Source organism: Geodermatophilus sp. SYSU D01186 (genome assembly GCF_054050215.1).
In genome coordinates, this window is the sequence record NZ_JBJGYW010000008.1 from 131,362 (window position 1) to 147,985 (window position 16,624).

General features: G+C 74.8%; 15 protein-coding genes. 9 read left to right on the forward strand and 6 right to left on the reverse strand.

Annotated elements, in window-relative coordinates; translation table 11 throughout:
• Positions 1–205 precede the first annotated feature (205 nt).
• The 3 genes from ACI784_RS08600 to ACI784_RS08610 all read left to right on the forward strand — a co-directional run bounded on the left by ACI784_RS08600 (position 206) and on the right by ACI784_RS08610 (position 3,669).
• Positions 206–1,387: an alcohol dehydrogenase catalytic domain-containing protein gene (locus ACI784_RS08600; protein ID WP_457013147.1), complete on the forward strand. Its 1,182-nt coding sequence runs from the start codon at positions 206–208 to the stop codon at positions 1,385–1,387.
• A gap of 169 nt (positions 1,388–1,556) precedes the next feature.
• Positions 1,557–2,759, forward strand: a complete 1,203-nt coding sequence (locus ACI784_RS08605; RefSeq protein ID WP_457013148.1) for an MFS transporter — start codon at positions 1,557–1,559, stop codon at positions 2,757–2,759.
• Positions 2,760–2,787: 28 nt separating this feature from the next.
• The gene (locus ACI784_RS08610; protein ID WP_457013149.1) at positions 2,788–3,669 is read left to right on the forward strand and encodes an aldo/keto reductase family oxidoreductase; all 882 of its coding nucleotides are present in this window, start codon (positions 2,788–2,790) and stop codon (positions 3,667–3,669) included.
• Between the two features lie 4 nt (positions 3,670–3,673).
• Here the strand turns inward: ACI784_RS08610 and ACI784_RS08615 are convergent, their stop codons facing one another.
• Complete coding sequence (locus ACI784_RS08615) at positions 3,674–5,008, reverse strand: D-arabinono-1,4-lactone oxidase (RefSeq protein ID WP_457013150.1); 1,335 nt, start codon at positions 5,006–5,008, stop codon at positions 3,674–3,676.
• Positions 5,009–5,119: 111 nt separating this feature from the next.
• On the opposite strand from ACI784_RS08615, the gene ACI784_RS08620 reads away from it, so the two are divergent.
• Positions 5,120–6,346, forward strand: a complete 1,227-nt coding sequence (locus tag ACI784_RS08620) for an amino acid deaminase/aldolase (RefSeq protein ID WP_457013151.1) — start codon at positions 5,120–5,122, stop codon at positions 6,344–6,346.
• A gap of 115 nt (positions 6,347–6,461) precedes the next feature.
• Here ACI784_RS08620 and ACI784_RS08625 read toward each other — a convergent pair whose 3' ends face one another.
• Together ACI784_RS08625 and ACI784_RS08630 are read right to left on the reverse strand one after the other, a co-directional pair.
• A complete protein-coding gene (locus ACI784_RS08625; protein WP_456923182.1) occupies positions 6,462–8,081 on the reverse strand; it encodes an ABC-F family ATP-binding cassette domain-containing protein in 1,620 nt (539 codons plus the stop codon).
• Positions 8,082–8,138: 57 nt separating this feature from the next.
• Positions 8,139–8,333: a three-helix bundle dimerization domain-containing protein gene (locus tag ACI784_RS08630; RefSeq protein ID WP_456923183.1), complete on the reverse strand. Its 195-nt coding sequence runs from the start codon at positions 8,331–8,333 to the stop codon at positions 8,139–8,141.
• 195 nt (positions 8,334–8,528) lie between these two features.
• Here ACI784_RS08630 and ACI784_RS08635 point away from each other — a divergent pair, with 195 nt between their 5' ends.
• From ACI784_RS08635 to ACI784_RS08645, 3 genes are all read left to right on the forward strand, one after another.
• Positions 8,529–9,830, forward strand: a complete 1,302-nt coding sequence (locus ACI784_RS08635) for a phosphoribosyltransferase family protein (protein WP_457013152.1) — start codon at positions 8,529–8,531, stop codon at positions 9,828–9,830.
• A gap of 471 nt (positions 9,831–10,301) precedes the next feature.
• Positions 10,302–11,516 carry an LLM class flavin-dependent oxidoreductase gene (locus tag ACI784_RS08640; RefSeq protein ID WP_456923185.1) on the forward strand — a complete coding sequence of 405 codons (1,215 nt, stop codon included), beginning with the start codon at positions 10,302–10,304 and terminating at the stop codon, positions 11,514–11,516.
• 27 nt (positions 11,517–11,543) lie between these two features.
• Positions 11,544–12,359, forward strand: a complete 816-nt coding sequence (locus ACI784_RS08645) for an alpha/beta fold hydrolase (protein WP_457013153.1) — start codon at positions 11,544–11,546, stop codon at positions 12,357–12,359.
• A gap of 219 nt (positions 12,360–12,578) precedes the next feature.
• Here ACI784_RS08645 and ACI784_RS08650 read toward each other — a convergent pair whose 3' ends face one another.
• From ACI784_RS08650 to ACI784_RS08660, 3 genes are read right to left on the reverse strand one after another with little or no spacing between them, the layout of a single operon-like run.
• Positions 12,579–12,704, reverse strand: coding sequence for a hypothetical protein (locus ACI784_RS08650; protein ID WP_456923187.1), 126 nt, complete (start codon positions 12,702–12,704; stop codon positions 12,579–12,581).
• Between the two features lie 10 nt (positions 12,705–12,714).
• Entirely contained in the window at positions 12,715–13,314 is a 600-nt protein-coding gene (locus ACI784_RS08655) for a class I SAM-dependent methyltransferase (RefSeq protein ID WP_457013154.1), read from the reverse strand.
• 12 nt (positions 13,315–13,326) lie between these two features.
• On the reverse strand, positions 13,327–14,139 hold the full coding sequence (locus ACI784_RS08660; protein ID WP_457013155.1) for an SDR family NAD(P)-dependent oxidoreductase: 813 nt from the start codon (positions 14,137–14,139) through the stop codon (positions 13,327–13,329).
• Positions 14,140–14,382: 243 nt separating this feature from the next.
• Between ACI784_RS08660 and ACI784_RS08665 the strand changes: the two genes are divergently transcribed.
• Together ACI784_RS08665 and ACI784_RS08670 are read left to right on the forward strand one after the other, a co-directional pair.
• Positions 14,383–15,243, forward strand: a complete 861-nt coding sequence (locus ACI784_RS08665) for a hypothetical protein (RefSeq protein ID WP_457013156.1) — start codon at positions 14,383–14,385, stop codon at positions 15,241–15,243.
• Positions 15,244–15,329: 86 nt separating this feature from the next.
• Positions 15,330–16,565, forward strand: a complete 1,236-nt coding sequence (locus tag ACI784_RS08670) for a hypothetical protein (protein WP_457013157.1) — start codon at positions 15,330–15,332, stop codon at positions 16,563–16,565.
• Positions 16,566–16,624: the final 59 nt, after the last annotated feature.

The following is a 16,624-nucleotide window of genomic DNA, read 5'->3' on the forward strand; positions in this document are numbered from 1 at the left end:
GTGATGTGCCCACCCCCCTCGTGACCTGCGGTTTTGTGAGCAGGAACACAGGAATGCACCATTGCCCTTCAGCTGCGCGTGCAACATTCACTCCGCAGAGTGACCGGCGCGCCGACGGCGGCTCGATACACGAGCGATGCGCCTCACGGCAGGGCAGGAGGGCTCCGTCGGAGCCCTCCGACGCGGACCCGAGGAGCACATCGACATGCGCGCAGTGACCTGGCACGGCCGGGCGGACGTCCGGGTGGACACCGTCCCCGACCCCACGATCCAGGAGCCGACCGACGTCGTCATCGAGGTGACCTCGAGCGGCATCTGCGGCTCCGACCTGCACCTCATCGAGGTGATGGCGCCCTTCATGTCGGTGGGCGACGTCATGGGCCACGAGCCGATGGGCGTCGTCCGTGAGGTGGGGTCGGAGGTGACCGCCGTCAAGCCCGGGGACCGGGTCGTCGTCCCCTTCAACATCTCCTGCGGCACCTGCTGGATGTGCTCGCAGGGGCTGCAGTCCCAGTGCGAGACGACGCAGAACCGCGACCAGGGCTTCGGCGCCTCCCTGTTCGGCTACACGAAGCTCTACGGCCAGGTCCCGGGCGGCCAGGCCGAGTACCTGCGGGTTCCGTTCGGCAACACGCTGCCGATCAAGGTCCCGACGGGGCTGCCCGACGACCGCTTCGTCTACCTGTCCGACGTGCTGCCCACCGCCTGGCAGGCGGTCCAGTACGCGGCGGTCCCGCCTGGCGGCACCCTGCTCGTCCTCGGGCTGGGCCCCATCGGTGACATGTGCACCCGCATCGCCCACCACCTGGGCATCGAGAAGGTCTACGCCTCCGACGTCGTCCCCGAGCGGCTCCAGCGGGCGACGGCCCGCGGCACGAACGTCATCCGGTCGACCAGGAAGGACGACGTCGTGCAGGCCATCCAGGACGCGACCGACGGCCGCGGCGCCGACGCGGTCATCGACGCCGTCGGCATGGAGGCGCACGGCTCGCCGCTGGCCTCGCTCGCCCAGAAGGCGACCGCCGTCGTCCCCGACGCCATCATGGAGCGGGTCATGCAGGTGGCCGGCGTGGACCGCCTCGCCGCCCTGAACACCGCCATCGACGCCGTCCGCCGCGGCGGCACGATCTCGCTGTCCGGCGTCTACGGCGGCGCGACCGACCCGCTGCCCCTGATGCGGATGTTCGACAAGCAGATCCAGCTGCGCATGGGCCAGGCCAACGTGTGGCGCTGGGTGCCCGACATCCTGCCGATCCTCACCGAGGGCGACCCGCTGGGCGTCGACGACTTCGCGACCCACCACGTGCCGCTGGAGGAGGCACCGGAGGCCTACGCGAACTTCCGGGAGAAGAAGGAGGGCGCCGTCAAGGTGCTCCTCAGGCCCTGACCCGGGGTTCGGTCCCGGACGCCGGGTGTGAGGAGACCCACCCGACGTTCGGGGCATGCCGTCGCGGGGCACTGACTTGCCCTGAGAGAGGGTCGGGCAACGACCCCCGGCAGGACGACGCAGTCCGAGCCACACCCGTACTCGCCGTCGTCCTCCTGGAGTCACCCTCGTGCCCCGCGGTCTGCTCGCCCTCGCCATCGGTGCCTTCGGCATCGGCACCACCGAGTTCGTCGTCATGGGGATGCTGCCCCAGATCGCCGGCGGTCTCGGGGTGTCGGTGTCCGCGGTGGGGATGCTCATCTCGGCCTACGCGATCGGCGTGGTGGTCGGCGCGCCGACGCTGACCGCGCTCGGCGTGCGCTTCTCGCCCCGCCAGACCCTCGTCGGCCTCATGGTGGTGTTCGTCGTCGGCAACGCCCTGTCGGCGCTGGCCCCGACCTACGAGACGCTGGCCGCCGCCCGCGTGCTCACCGCGCTGTCGCACGGCGCGTTCTTCGGCGTCGGGGCCGTCGCCGCCCGCCGGCTGGTCTCCCCCGACCGCGCCACCCAGGCGATCTCCCTGATGATCACCGGGCTGACCCTGGCCAACGTCATCGGCGTCCCGCTCGGCACCTTCGTGGCCCAGCAGACCAGCTGGCGGCTGGTGCTCGGCGCGATCGCCGTCATCGGCGTGGTCACCATCGCCTGCCTGCTGGCGTGGATGCCCCACGACGTCGGCGAGCCCAGCGACCTGCGCTCGGAGCTGCGCGCGTTCCGCCGCGGGCAGGTGTGGCTCGTGCTCGGCCTGACCATGGTCGGCTTCGCCGCGCTGTTCGCCGTCTACAGCTACGTCAGCCCGATCCTCACCGAGCTCGGCGGCATCCCGGAGGCGTGGGTGACCCCGGTGCTGGCGCTGTTCGGCATCGGCACGACCGTGGGCACCCTGCTGGGTGGCCGCTTCGGCGACCGCCACGGCTTCTCCTTCGTCGCCGTCGGGCTGCTGGCGACCACCGTCGTGCTGGTCGCCTTCGCCTTCCTCGCCCGCACGCCGGTGGCGGCGGTCGTGCTCCTTGTCCTGTTCGGGACGGTGTCCTTCGCGCTGGGCCCGGTGGTGCAGAACGGCGTCATCGAGGCCGCGCAGGTGCGCGGGGGCAGCCTGGTCTCGGCGGCCAACCAGGGCGCGTTCAACGTGGCCAACGCGGTCGGCGCCGCCCTCGGCGCCCTCGTGCTCTCGGCCGGCTTCGGCTACACCGCGCCGATGTGGGTGGGTGCCGTCCTCGCCCTGACCGGCTCCGGCATCGCCGTCCTCGCCCAGTCGGTCACCCGGCGGGACGACGCCTCCGTCCCCGACGCCCCGCGGCCGGTCGCCGAGGTGGTCGGCAGCACCGCCTGACCCGCCCCCGGATGGGTAGGGGCCGGGGATGACGACGTTCACCGCACAGCGGTCCGGACAGTCCACCCTCGGTGACCGGCCGGTGCACCGCATCGGCTACGGCGCGATGCAGCTCGCCGGCCCGCACGTGATGGGGCCGCCGGCCGACCGGGACGCCGCGGTCGCCGTCCTCCGCCGCGCGGTCGAGCTCGGCGTGGACCACGTCGACACCAGCGACTACTACGGGCCGCACGTCACCAACGAGGTCATCCGCGAGGCGCTGCACCCCTACCCCGAGGACCTGGTCATCGTCACCAAGGTCGGTGCCCGGAGGACGCCGGACGGCGGGTGGCCCGAGGCGCTCTCCCCCGCCGAGCTGCGGTCGGCCGTGGAGGACAACTGTCGCAACCTCGGCGTCGAGGCCCTCGACGTGGTGAACCTGCGGATGCCCGGGCTGCACGGGCCGGTCGAGCGGTCGCTGGCCGAGCCGTTCGAGGCGCTGGCCGCCCTGCAGCAGGAGGGGCTGGTGCGGCACCTCGGGGTCAGCCACGTGTCGACGCAGCAGCTGGCCGAGGCGCGGGCGATCGCGCCGGTGGCCTGCGTGCAGAACCACTACAACCTGGTGCACCGGGGCGACGACCCGATGATCGACGCGCTCGCCCGCGAGGGCATCCCCTACGTGCCGTACTTCCCGCTCGGCGGCTTCACCCCGCTGCAGTCGGCGGCGCTGGAGACGGTGGCCCGCCGGCTGGAGGCCTCCCCCATGCAGGTGGCGCTGGCCTGGCTGCTGGCCCGCAGCCCGAACGTGCTGCTCATCCCCGGCACCTCGTCGGTGGCGCACCTGGAGGAGAACCTCGCCGCGGCCGCGCTGGTGCTCGGCCCGCGGGAGCTGGAGGAGCTCGACGCGATCGGCGGTACGCCGACGGCGTGAGGCGTCAGCGGCCGGGCGCCGGTCCGAGCACGCGGTCGAGGTGGGCGTTGGCCAGCACCCCGCCGGGGTCCAGCCGGTCGCGGACGGCGAGGAACTCGTCGAACCGCGGATAGCGCTCCCGCAGCACGTCAGCGTCCAGCCCGTGCAGCTTGCCCCAGTGCGGGCGGCCTCCCACCTCGCCCGCGACCGCCTCGACCGCGGCGAACCACGGGCCGGGGTCGGTGCCGGCGGGCACGTGCGCGGCGATGTAGGCGGTGTCGCGGCCGGACGCCGTCGACAGCGGGACGTCGTCGGCGGCGGCCAGCCGGACCTCGACGGGGAAGGCGGTGCGCCAGTCGCCGGCCTCGTGCACGCGGCGCAGCTCGGCGAGCACCGCCGGCGCGTCGCCGCGCGGGACGGCGTACTCCATCTCGAGGAACCGCACCCGCCGGCGGCTGACGAACACCCGGTGCGAGTGGTCGGTCCAGCTGCGCGCGCCCAGGGCACGGGCCGAGACGCGGGCCAGCGGCGGCACGAGCGCCGGCACCCGCCGCCCCGCCGCGACCACACCGGCGAACGCGGCGTTGGCCAGCACCTCGTCGTCCCACACCGCCCGCCACCGCGGCAGCGGGTCGAGCCCCTCGGCCAGCGGCACCCGGGTGTTGCACTTGACCAGCGTCGCGTCGGTGTGCGGGAACCAGTAGAACTCGACGTGGTCGGTGCAGGTCATCAGCTCCTCGAAGCGCTCCAGCGCGGCGCTGAGCCGGCCCGGCCCCTCGACGGCGTGCAGCGCGAACGCCGGCTCGGCCTGCAGGGTCACCGAGGTGACCACGCCCAGGGCGCCCAGGCCCACGCGGGCGGCGCTGAAGACGTCGGGCCGGGTGGCCGCGTCGCAGCGGAGCACCTCCCCGGCCGGGGTGACCAGCTCGAGCGCCCGGACCTGCGTGGCCAGCCCGCCGAAGCGGGCGCCGGTGCCGTGCGTGCCGGTCGCCAGGGCACCGGCGACGGTCTGGCGGTCGATGTCGCCGAGGTTGGTCAGCGCCCAGCCGGTCCGGGCCAGCTCGGCGTTGAGGCGGTAGAGCGGCGTCCCGGCCCCGACGGTGACCAGGCCGTCGGCGCCGACCGCGACACCGCACAGCTCGTCGAGGACCACCTGCACGGCCTCGGGGCGCGCGATGGCGGAGAACGAGTGGCTGCTGCCCACCGGCCGCACGCGGCGCCCGGCCCCGGCGGCCGCGGTGAGGACGGCGGCGACCTCCTCCACCGAGGCCGGGTGCACGACCGCGACCTCGGCCCGCTCGTTGCCCGACCAGTTGCGCCAGCGCGTGGTGCTCCCGGGCAACGCCGTCCGTACCGCCACCCGGCCGTCCTCCTCCCGCTCGCTCCCAGGGACTCTGCACGGCGCGGAGTCCGCAGGTCAACGGCCTGATCGGGGGTTGACCCTCCGCTGTCGGACGGCCACCCTCGCCGCGTGACCGCGGCACCGCAGCTGTCCGCCGAGGCGGCCCGGGCGCGACTGGACGGCGCGACCGCCGACCTCGACCCGCCGCTGGCCGTCGTCGACCTCGACGCCCTCGACGCCAACGCCGCCGACCTCGTGGCCCGCGCCGGGGGCCGGCCGGTCCGGGTGGCGAGCAAGTCGGTGCGCTGCCGGCCGGTGCTGCGCCGGGTGCTGGCCCGGCCGGGCTTCGCCGGCGTGCTCGCCTACTCGCTGTCCGAGGCGCTCTGGCTGACCGGCGGTGACGACCCCGTGACCGCCGACGCCGTCGTCGGGTACCCGTCGGTGGACCGCGGCGCGCTGCGCCGGCTGCTGGCCGACGAGGCCGCGGCGGCCCGGGTGACGCTCATGGTGGACTCCCCCGAGCACCTCGACGTCGTCGACGCGGTCGCGCCGCCGGGCCGGCGTCCGCCGGTGCGGATCTGCCTGGACGTCGACGCGTCGTTGCGCACCGCCGGGGGCCGGGTGCACCTGGGCGTGCGCCGCTCCCCCGTGCACGACCCGGCCGACGCCGCCGCCCTGGCCCGCGCCGTCGCCGCCCGTCCGGGGTTCACGCTGGTCGGGCTGTTGGCCTACGAGGCGCAGATCGCCGGGGTGCCCGACGCGCCGCCGGGCCGGTGGGCGCGCGGCCTGGCCGTGCGGGGCATGCAGGCGGTGTCGGCCCGCGAGCTGGCCGGCCGGCGGGCCGCGGTGGTGGCCGCGGTCGGCGCGGTGAGCCCGCTGGAGTTCGTCAACGGAGGCGGCACCGGCAGCCTCGAGCGCACCGCGGCCGACCCGTCGGTGACCGAGCTGGCGGCCGGCTCCGGGCTCTTCTGCCCGACGCTGTTCGACGGGTACCGCGCCTTCTCCGCCCGCCCGGCCGCGCTCTTCGCCCTGCCGGTCACCCGCGTCCCCGCGCCGGGCACGGTCACCGTCGCCGGTGGTGGCTGGTCGGCCTCCGGCCCACCGGGCGGCGACCGGCAGCCGCGGCCGACCCACCCTCCGCGCCTGCGGCTGCTGGGCGCGGAGGGGGCCGGTGAGGTGCAGACCCCGCTGCGCGGTCCGGACGCCGCGCGGCTGCGGGTCGGCGACCGGGTCTGGTTCCGGCACGCCAAGGCCGGGGAGCTGTGCGAGCACGTCGACGTCCTGCACACGCTGGAGGGCGACGTCCGCACCGGCGCCGTCCCCACCTACCGCGGCGAGGGCCGGGCGTTCGGCTGAGCCGCCGCTGCGCCGAGTGGGCAGTTGCGGTCGCCGACACGGGCGGACACGCCGCGTCCGGCGACCACGACTGCTCAGTCGGCGTCGTCCCCCGCCAGGGCGCGGGCAGTCGAGGTCAGCGGGCTCGCTGCACGCGCCCCTCGTCGAAGACCGGCTCGGGCGCCTCGTACACCCGGCCGTCGGCGCCGAAGACCAGGAAGCGGTCGAAGGAGCGGGCGAACCAGCGGTCGTGGGTCACCGCGAGGACCGTGCCCTCGAACGCGGCCAGCGCCTCCTCCAGCGCCTCGGCCGAGAGCACGTCGAGGTTGTCGGTGGGCTCGTCGAGCAACAGCAGCGTGGCGCCGGAGAGCTCCAGCAGCAGGACCTGGAAGCGGGCCTGCTGCCCGCCGGAGAGGGTGCGGAACAGCTGGTCGCCCTGGTCGGCCAGGCCGTAGCGGCGCAGCGCCGCCATCGCCCGCCCGCGGTCGACCCCCGGCCGCCCGGGCTCGCCGTGCCACAGCAGGTCCACGAGGGTGCGGTCCAGCCACTCCGGGTGCGCGTGGGTCTGCGCGAAGAAGCCCGGCACGACGCGCGCGCCCAGCCGCCAGGCGCCGGTGTGCGCCACCTCCTGGCCGGCCAGCAGCCGCAGGAAGTGCGACTTGCCCGCGCCGTTGGCGCCCAGGACGGCGACCCGGTCGCCGTACCAGACCTCGAGGTCGAACGGCCGCATCAGCCCGGTCAGCTCCAGCTGCTCGGCCATCACCGCCCGCACGCCGGTGCGCCCGCCGCGCAGCCGCATGGCCACCTTCTGCTCCGGCGGCCGCTCCGGGGGCGGCCCCTCCGCCTCGAACCGCGCCAGCCGGGTCTGCATCGCCCGGTACCGCGAGGCCATGTCCGGGGAGTTGGCGGCCTGCTGCTGCAGCGTGCGCACCAGCTCGACCAGCCGCTCGTGCTCCTCGTCCCAGCGGCGGCGCAGCTCGGCCATCCGCTCGTGCCGGGCGGTCCGCGCGGCGGGGTAGCCGGCGAACCCGCCGCCGTGCACCCACGCCGTCCCGCCCTCCACGGTGACCACGCGGTCGGCGACGCGGGCCAGCAGCTCCCGGTCGTGGCTGACGAACAGCACCGTCTTGCGGGTCTCCAGCAGCCGCTCCTCCAGCCAGCGCTTGCCCGGGACGTCGAGGTAGTTGTCCGGCTCGTCCAGCAGCAGCACCTGGTCCGGACCGCGCAGCAGCGCCTCCAGGGCCAGCCGCTTCTGCTCGCCACCGGAGAGGGTGGACAGGTCGCGGTACTTGCAGCGCTCGTACGGGACGCCGAGCGCGGCGACGGTCACGGCGTCCCAGGTCACCTCGGCCTCGTAGCCGCCGGCGTCACCCCACTGCCCCAGCGCGTCGGCATAGGCCAGCTGGGCGGCCTCGTCGTCGGTCTCCATGAGGGTCAGCTCGGCGGCCTCGACCGCCTCCCACGCGGCGCGGACGTCGGGCGGCGAGAGGTCGACGAGGAACCGCTGCACGGTCGTGTCGTCCCGGACCGAGCCGATGAACTGGCGCATGACGCCGAGGCCGCCACTGCGCGCCACGGCGCCGGCCTCGGGTACGAGGTCGCCGGCGACGATCCGCAGCAGGGTGGTCTTCCCGGCGCCGTTCTCACCGACGAGCGCGGCGCGGGCGCCGTCACCGACCCGGAAGGAGACGTCGTCGAGCAGCACCCGCCCGTCAGGGAGGGTGTGCCGGATGCCGGTGACGTCGACGAAGCCCACCCGGTCATCGTCCGGGCGGCGGCAAGCGAGTTCCGCGGCGGCCCCCGGGACCGGCGCTCAGCCCACCTGCTCCAGCCGGGCCCGCGCCAGGCGCTCGACCAGCTCGGGCAGCGCGGTGGCCGGCACCCCGCTGAGGTCCCGACGGCAGTTGCGGACCACGGTGCCGATCACCTGCGGCCGCAACCGGGCGCGGAACTCGTCGGCGAGACGGGCCACGGCCTGGTCGACGGCAGAGTCGTCGGTCAGCGTCATGCGGCGGGCCCCTTCGTGCCGGGTGGAGACCGGGGGCGCTGAGCAGTTGCCCCCGGGAGTGGTCTCCACCCAAGCTGCCCCCCGGATCCGACACCAGGGACCTTGGTCACCCCGCCCCCATCGGGGACCAACGTCCCCTGTCGGCGACCGCCCCGGGACGCGCAGCATCGGGGACCGGAGGCCAGGAGGTGCGACGTGCCGTTCCTCGATCGCCGGGACGCCGGACGGCGGCTGGCCGGGCAGCTGGAGCGGCTGCGCGGGCACGACGTCGTGGTGCTGGGCCTGCCGCGCGGCGGGGTGCCGGTGGCCTACGAGGTGGCCCGCGCACTCGGCGCGCCGCTGGACGTCGTCGTGGTGCGCAAGCTGGGGGTGCCCTCCCAGCCCGAGCTGGCGATGGGCGCCGTCGGCGAGGGCGGGGTCACCGTGGTCGACCAGCGGGTCGTGGCGATGGCCGGGGTGGGCCCGGACGTCGTGGCCCGCGCCGAGGAGCGGGAGCGCGCCGAGCTCGTGCAGCGCGCGCGGCGCTTCCGCGGGGACCGCCCGCCGGTGCCGCTCACCGGCCGGACGGCGGTCGTGGTGGACGACGGGATCGCCACCGGCTCCACCGCGCGGGCGGCCGGCGCGGTCGTCCGGGCCCAGGGCGCCGGCCGCGTCGTCCTCGCCGCGCCGGTGTGCGCCCGCGAGAGTGCGCAGGCCCTGACCGACGAGTTCGACGAGGTGGTGTGCCTGGAGGTGCCGCACCGGTTCGCCGCCGTGGGCCGGTTCTACGAGGACTTCCGCCCCACGGCCGACGAGGAGGTCGTGGCACTGCTGGGGACGCCCGCCGGCCCCGCCGCGGAGCCGGCCGGCGGCGAGGTCACGGTGCCCGCCGGCGGGGTGGACCTGGCCGGCACGCTCACGGTGCCGGCGGGCGCGGCCGGCCTGGTCGTCTTCGTCCACGGCAGCGGGAGCGGCCGGCACAGCCCCCGCAACCGGTTCGTGGCCGGCGTCCTCCAGCAGGCGGGCCTGGGCACGCTGCTGTTCGACCTGCTCACCCCTGCCGAGGAGGGGGACCGCGCCGCCGTCTTCGACATCGGGCTGCTGGCCGACCGGCTGGGCGCGGTGACCGCGTGGGTGCGCGCGACGCCCGCCTGCGCGGAGCTGCCGGTGGGGTTCTTCGGTGCGAGCACCGGTGCCGCCGCCGCGCTGGAGGCCGCGGCCCGGGACGGGGAGGTGCGGGCGGTGGTGTCCCGGGGCGGGCGTCCCGACCTGGCCGGGCCGCTGCTGGCCGACGTCCGCGCGCCGACCCTGCTGGTGGTGGGCGGCGAGGACGGGCAGGTGCTGGAGCTCAACCGGCAGGCGCAACAGCAGCTGCGGTGCGTGAACCGCCTCGCCGTCGTCCCGGGCGCGACCCACCTGTTCGAGGAGCCGGGCACGCTGGAGACGGCCGCCGCCCTGGCCCGCGACTGGTTCCTCGACCACCTCCCCCGGCCGGCCGCCGGTCAGCCGGCGGAGTAGCCGTTGCGTCCGGCGGAGGTGCGCCACGGCGACGGAGGCAGATCGGCCGCCCCCGAGCCGCGGGCCGTCCCGTTGATGCGGGATCGGATCGTGGACATCGCGCTCCGACTCGGCGAGCCGCCTCCTCGGCGCCACGGGTGGTCCTCGCCACCGGTCCCCGGAGACGACCACGACCGTCGACCGCTGCAGTGAGGGCTTGACCTCGGAATTCCCGACCCGACACACTCGCGGCCCGTTCGTGACCCACATCACAGACTGTCCGCGCCAACCGACCGGGCCCCATCCGTGCGGACACACCGCCGTCGTGCACCCGAGCACTCCGGCGATGAGGAGGAGCGGTCGGACAGCGTCACCGCACAGCGCTGAGGCACGTCATCGATCCGTCGTCGAGGTGGGCCACCGACCGGGACCGCCAGATGTTCGTCCAGAGAGAGGAATCGAGTCGCCGTGAAAGTGACATCTTTCCACTTCATGCCGCATCGCGACCTGCCTGCGGACTTCGAGAAGCGTTACACCGGCTCCTGGACCGACGCCCCGTGGTGGGAACTGGGCGATGCCGAGAAGGCAGGCCAGTACTACCACTGGTCGCTGGACGAGTTGATGTTCGCCGCACAACTGGGCTTCGACGGTCTCGGGACCAACGAGCACCACCAGGCGGTGTACGGGTTCTGGAACAACCCGAACCTCTTCGGGGCCACGCTGGCGAAGCTGACCCACGACCAGGGTCTGGACGACGTGGCGATCGTCCAACTGGGTGCCACCATCTCCTCGACCTCTCCTCCGATACGCATTGCGGAGGAGTACGCGATGATCGACTGCATCAGTGGCGGCCGACTCGTGGCAGGCCTACCGCACGGCCTGGGCGCGGACGCCAACATCGCCTATGGCGTTCCTCCCATGGAGCAGCGCGAGCGGTGGCGGGAAGGCATTGATCTGATGATCAAGGCCTGGACCGCCGATGAGTTCTTCGTCTGGAACGGCAAGCACTTCCAGCTGCCGAAGGTGAACCTGTGGCCGCGCCCCATCCAGTCTCCTCATCCGCCACTGATCATCCCGGGCGCCGCCAGCTCGTCGACCTGGGACTACTGTCACGAACGGGATCTCCCCTACGCCTACCTCAGCTATTTCGGCGGCGATTCCGCGGTCAAGGTCATGGACCGCTTCTGGGCGAGAGCCGAGGAGAAGGGCAGGGACCGCAACCCTTATCGAGCGGCGTTCCTACAACTGGTGGGCGTCGCCGAGACGGACGCCCAGGCGGAGAAGGAGTTCATCGAGCACGTCGAGTACTTCTACCACAAGATGCTCTACATCCCGCCGCAGTACCTCGCCGTCCCTGGCGCCACGGACTACAAGAGTCTCATCAACCTGTTCGGCTCCGGGATGCTCAAGCACTCCGATTACCGAGAACTGACCCAGGTCAGCGGCAAGCAGATGATCGAAGAGGGATTTGCGGTCGTCGGGAGCCCGGAGACCGTACGGCAGAGATTGGAGGAGATGGCGCGGCGCCTCAACGTCGGCCACCTCATGACGGTGCTCCAGTTCGGCTCCATGGGCCATGAACAGGCGATGAGGAACATCGAACTGTTCGGTCGTGAGGTCCTCCCGCATCTGCAGCGGATGTGGGACGGCGACGGATGGGAACAGCGCTGGTGGCCGAAGCGGCTCGAGAAGACGCCCGTCCGCTGAACGAGGCAGAGAGGAGAAGCGAAGACGATGGCTGCACCGAGAGTCGAAACCGTCCAGCTCAAGCACGCCGACTTCGAAGCCAAGGTGAAGGTGGCAGGAGATGGTCCGCCCCTGGTCTACCTCCACACCGCGGGTGGCCCGAAGTGGGACCTGTTCCTCGACAAGCTCGCCGAGGAGTACACGGTCTACGCACCCGACCATCCCGGACTGGGAGAAACGGACCGGGACGCCATCTACAGAGTGGACACGCTCTGGGATCTCGTCCTCATCTACGACGAACTCCTCGAGGCGCTCGGACTCTCCTCGGTCACCCTCGTCGGTTCTTCGTTCGGCGGGATGATGGCGTGCGAAGTGGCGGCCCACAACCCTGGCCGGGTCAGCCGGCTCGTGCTGATCGACCCGATCGGACTGTGGCGCGACGATGCCCCCGTCACGCAGTACATGCTCCTGGATCCCGAGGAGCTCGTGACGACGCTGTTCAGCAATCTGGAGGCCCCGTCGGTGCAGGACTTCCTCGCGTTGCCCACAGATCCACAGGAGTTGGCGAGAGCGCAGGCCGACTCGGTGTGGGCGCTCGGTACGACAGGGAAGTTCGTCTGGCCGGTGCCTGACAAGGGCCTGAAGAAGCGGCTGCACCGAGTGACCGCACGGACGCTGATCATCTGGGGCGAGCAGGATCGGCTGATCTCGCCGGTCTACGCCCAGGAGTTCGCTGAACGGATCAGCGACTCTCGTGTCGAGATCATCGAAGGTGCCGGCCACGTCCCCCAGTGGGAGCAGGTCGAGAGAGTGGAACGGGTGGTGCGGGACTTCCTGAGCGAGGAGACGGTCGGCGCCTCATAGGGCACCGCCCACAACTCGCCACACCACCTCGGGGTGCGTTCGCGGAGGGCGGACAGCCGTGCCCCCTCCAGACACCTGGAACCGGACCAGGAGCCTGGAGCGGGGTACGGCTAGCCAGCGTCCGAGCGGCCGGGCAGCGCTCACCGTTCCCCTGCAACGGCTCCTCATCGCGCCGGGTGGCCGCGGCGGACCACGCCTCGATCCCCTTGCCCGGGCTCCTCAGCCCAGGGCGATCGACAGCACGGTCGCACCGGCCACCACGAGCATCGCGACCACGATCACCGCGGCGACCATCCGCCGCCGTCGCTCCGCCCGGCGCCCGCCGGCGCCCCCCATCCCCATCACGGTCGGCACGCTACCGCTGGGGACCGGCGGTCGGGTCCGGTCGACGGCCCCACAGGAGGGTGTCCAGCGCGGTCCCCGCCGGCGTCGACCGGGGCACCTGCGCACACCGGTCGACGTCGAGCAGCCCGGCCACCGGGGCCAGCCGCGCCACGCTGTGCAGGATCGCCGGGTCCTCCGGGCCGCCGACGCCGGCGGTCACGTTGTCGACGTCGTGCCCCAGCACCAGCAGCCGGCCGCCCGGGCGCAGCCAGCCGACGGCCCGGCGCAGCAGCGCGACGGTGTCGGCCTCGGGCAGGTGCAGGTAGGCGACGAGCACCAGGTCGAGGGAGTCCGGCGGCGCGTCCCACCCGAGGACGTCGGCGGCCACCCACGTCACCCGCTCGGCACCGGGCTGCCGGCGGCCGCGGTCCAGCCCGGCCGTGGAGAAGTCGACGGCGGTCACCAGCCAGCCACGGTCGGCCAGCCACAGCGCGTGCCGGCCCTCCCCCGCCGCCAGGTCGACGGCCGTCCCCGGCGGCAGGCCGCTGAGCAGCTCGGCCACCAGCGCGTTGGGCTCGGCCGACCACTGCCGCTGCTCCGCGTAGCGCTGGTCCCACTCCTGTGCGCGCACGCGGGCAGTCTGTCAGTGGAGCGGCACGCCCCCGCCGACGTTGAGCGCGTCCCCGGTCAGGTAGTCCGAGTCGCTGGAGGCGAGGAACACCGCGGCGCGGGCGACGTCCCGCGGCTCCCCCAGCCGCCCGAGCGGGGACAGCGCCGACCAGGCGGCCACCTCGGCGCGGTGGCGTGCGGCGGCCTCCGCGGGCGGGAGCACGTAGCCGGGGCACAGGCAGTTGACCGTGATGCCGTGCGGGCCGAGCTCCTGGGCCGCAGCGCGGGTCAGGGCGACGACCGACGCCCTCGCCGCGGCGTGGTGCGCCGGTCCGCCGGAACCGGGCGCGCCGGCGCCGGCGACCGTGACGATCTTGCCGACGCAGTCGTCCTCGGGCGTCCGGAACCCGACCATCGCGCAGGCCGCGGCCTGGATCGCGGCGAGCATCGACTGGACGGGCAGGGGGAAGGCGCCGTCCGGGTCCAGCGGGTCCATCTCCAGCAGCGGGGCGTAGCGCTGCTCGCCGGCGCAGGCGACGAGGACGTCGAGCCCGCCGAGCCCGGCGACCGCCTTCTCCATCGCCTCCCGCGTGTCCACGGGGTCGGCCAGGTCGACGGGGTACGCCCGGCCGCCGACCTCCGCGGCCAGCCGGAGGGCGGCCTCCGCACGGGGGTCGAGCACCGCCACCGTCGCCGCCTCGTCGGCGAAGGCACGCACGATCGCCGCGCCGAGGCCGTCGGCGCCGTCGGTCACGACCACGCGCCGTCCGGACAGCCGTCGTCCGCGGGGACGCAGCGGGATGGGCTCGGCCGCGGGAGCGGCCAGGGCTGGGTGCAGCGGGGGCATGGGGAGTCTCTCGTCGGGTGCGGTCCGAGGGCGGGCGTACCCACGCTGCCGACGTCCAGACGTGGTGCGGGTTCCGGACCCCGGCGTGCCGCAACCGGACGCCGGACGCGGGACCGGTGACCTCCTGTGACGACGACGAGCGTTGTCCACCCGGTCGGGCGACCCGTCTCGGCGCGCGGGAGGCGATGACCCCTGCCTAGCCTCGGTGTGACCGGCTCAACACGCGGAGTGAGGGAGGACGTCGTGCCCGACGACACCGCTCCCCTCCTCCGCGCCCGTCCCCGGCGCCGCCGGCTGCTGTACCGCGCGGTCCTGCTCGGCGGCTTCGGTGTCGGCCTCTGGCTGACCGGGACGTCGGGCGCCTCTGCTGACGAGGGCCTCGTCGCGCCGCTGACCGGCGTGCTCCCCGGGATCGTGCACGGCTCGCCGGCCGACTCCCTCGCGGTTCCGCAGCAGGTCATCGCCGAGGTCGCACGGACGACCACCGCGGTTCCCGCGCCGGTCGTCGAGGTCGTTCCACCGGTGGCCGAGGCCCTGTCCCCCGTGACCGAGGCCCTGTCCCCCGTGACCGGGGTCGTGTCCCCCGTGACCGGGGTCGTGTCCCCGGTGGCCGAGGTCGTGTCCCCGGTGGCCGAGGTCGTGTCGCCCGTGGTCGATCGCCCGGTGCCCGCCGCCCCGGCGCCCGCACCGCACGTCGCCGCACCGGTCGCGCCCGACCTCCTGCCCCCGGCTCCGGAGACGGTCCAGCCCCCCGCCGCCGTCGCCGCCGAGCCACCGGCTTCCGCCGCGCCGCTCGCCCCGGTGGCGCGCCCGGTCGCGCCGACGTCCGACCTCCGCCTCCTCCAGGAGACGCCGCCCTCGGTCGCACCGTCGCCGCTCCCCGTCCCGGTGCCGGCCGGCCCCGGTCCCCTGTCCGGCGCCGTGCCGGCCGTCCCGGCTCCTGCCGCGGGTGCCGGCGGCGCCGCACCGGGCCCGGACGCCGGCACCGCCACGCTGCCCACCGACCCCCGCACCGCCGCCCTCACCGCCACGGGGATGCGTTCCGACGCGGCCCGCGACGCGGTCGGCGACCTCGCCGACGACCCCTCCACCTCGCCCGACTGAGTGCGGCCGGCCGGCCCCGAGCCGGCACGGCACGACTCCCGGTCCCGTCCGGGGCCGGTCCACTCAGCACGGAGGAGGAACCAGCCATGAACAGATGGGTGCAGCGCGGCCTGCGCACCGCCCTGCTGACCGGGGGCCTGCTGGCCGCCGGAGCGGGCGTCGCCGCGGCCGACGAGAACGACCTCACCGCCGACCTGCTCGGCGCCACCGTGACCGTCCCGGTCCAGGACGGGGCCGTCCTCGGCACACCGGTCGTCACCGGCACCGGCGAGGACCTCGCCGTCGGCACGGGAACCGGGGACGACCTCAGGCTCCCGGTCGACACGAACACCGCGCCCGGCACGACCGTCCTCGGCGACGGGGGCGTCAGCGTCCCGGTGCGGGTCACCGAGGCCGAGGACCGCCTCCCGGACCCGGCGGACGGCCTCACCGTCACCGTCCCGGTCAACACCTCCGGCGGCGGGACGGCGGGGACGACGATCACCGTCCCGATCGTCACCGGGGATCTCGGCGACGCCCTGGACGGCGACCCGCTCACCGGCGCCGACGTCGACGTGGACCTGACCGACCCGGTGACGGCCGGGCCCGGTGGGGACGGCCTGCTGCTCGACCTCCGGGACACGGTGACGATCGGCGACACCGACGGCGCGACGACGCCGGACACCGTCCTGGAGCTCCCGGCCGGCCTCGACGGCGACCGGCCGAGCACGGTGACCCTGCCGCTGCCCTCCGCCACCGGCGACCTCCTGCCGGGCCTGCTCGGCGGGGACGGCGAGGGGCACCAGCACGGCGACGGCAGCGAGCAGCCCGGCGACGGCAGCGAGCAGTCCGGCGACGGCGCGGGCCGGCCCGGAGGCGGTTCCGGCGACGGCGGGACGGCGGCCGGCACGGCGGCCGGCACGGCGGCCGGCAGCACCGCCGCTCCCTCCCTCGACGGCTCCACCGCGGCTGACGCGGACGGCGACTGCACCGGCGCCGCCGGCCGGACGGTCCCGGCCGCCGGCTCGTCCGGCACCGGCAGCACGACCGGCACCGGAAGCGCCACCGGCTCCCCCACGGGTCCGGGCACCGGCGGGCCGACCGGCTCAGCGGACACCGGCGACCCGGACGCCGAGGGCCCCAGCACCGGCGGCACGGACGCCGACGGGACGGGGACCGGCGACGCGTGCGGCACCGGCACCCCGCAGGCCGTCGCGACGCGGTCGGCGACCTCTCCGGCGGCGGCCGCCGGGCCGGCAACGGTCACGGCCGGCGTCCTGACGCTGCTCGCGGGGCTCCTGCTGACCGTTCCCCGCGGCCGGCGCGCGCGGCACCGGGCGTAGCCCCACCCCCGGTGACCCGGACGTCGGCACGGCCGGCGTCCGGGCCGCCGGCGTGCGGA

Excerpts from the sequence above, each read along its gene's own strand:
- ACI784_RS08600 (WP_457013147.1), top strand. The coding sequence starts at position 206 with ATGCGCGCAGTGACCTGGCACGGCCGGGCGGACGTCCGGGTGGACACC.
- ACI784_RS08610 (WP_457013149.1), top strand. The coding sequence starts at position 2,788 with ATGACGACGTTCACCGCACAGCGGTCCGGACAGTCCACCCTCGGTGAC.
- ACI784_RS08630 (WP_456923183.1), bottom strand. The coding sequence starts at position 8,333 with ATGACGCTGACCGACGACTCTGCCGTCGACCAGGCCGTGGCCCGTCTC.
- ACI784_RS08640 (WP_456923185.1), top strand. The coding sequence starts at position 10,302 with ATGCCGCATCGCGACCTGCCTGCGGACTTCGAGAAGCGTTACACCGGC.
- ACI784_RS08645 (WP_457013153.1), top strand. The coding sequence starts at position 11,544 with ATGGCTGCACCGAGAGTCGAAACCGTCCAGCTCAAGCACGCCGACTTC.
- ACI784_RS08660 (WP_457013155.1), bottom strand. The coding sequence starts at position 14,139 with ATGCCCCCGCTGCACCCAGCCCTGGCCGCTCCCGCGGCCGAGCCCATC.
- ACI784_RS08670 (WP_457013157.1), top strand. The coding sequence starts at position 15,330 with ATGAACAGATGGGTGCAGCGCGGCCTGCGCACCGCCCTGCTGACCGGG.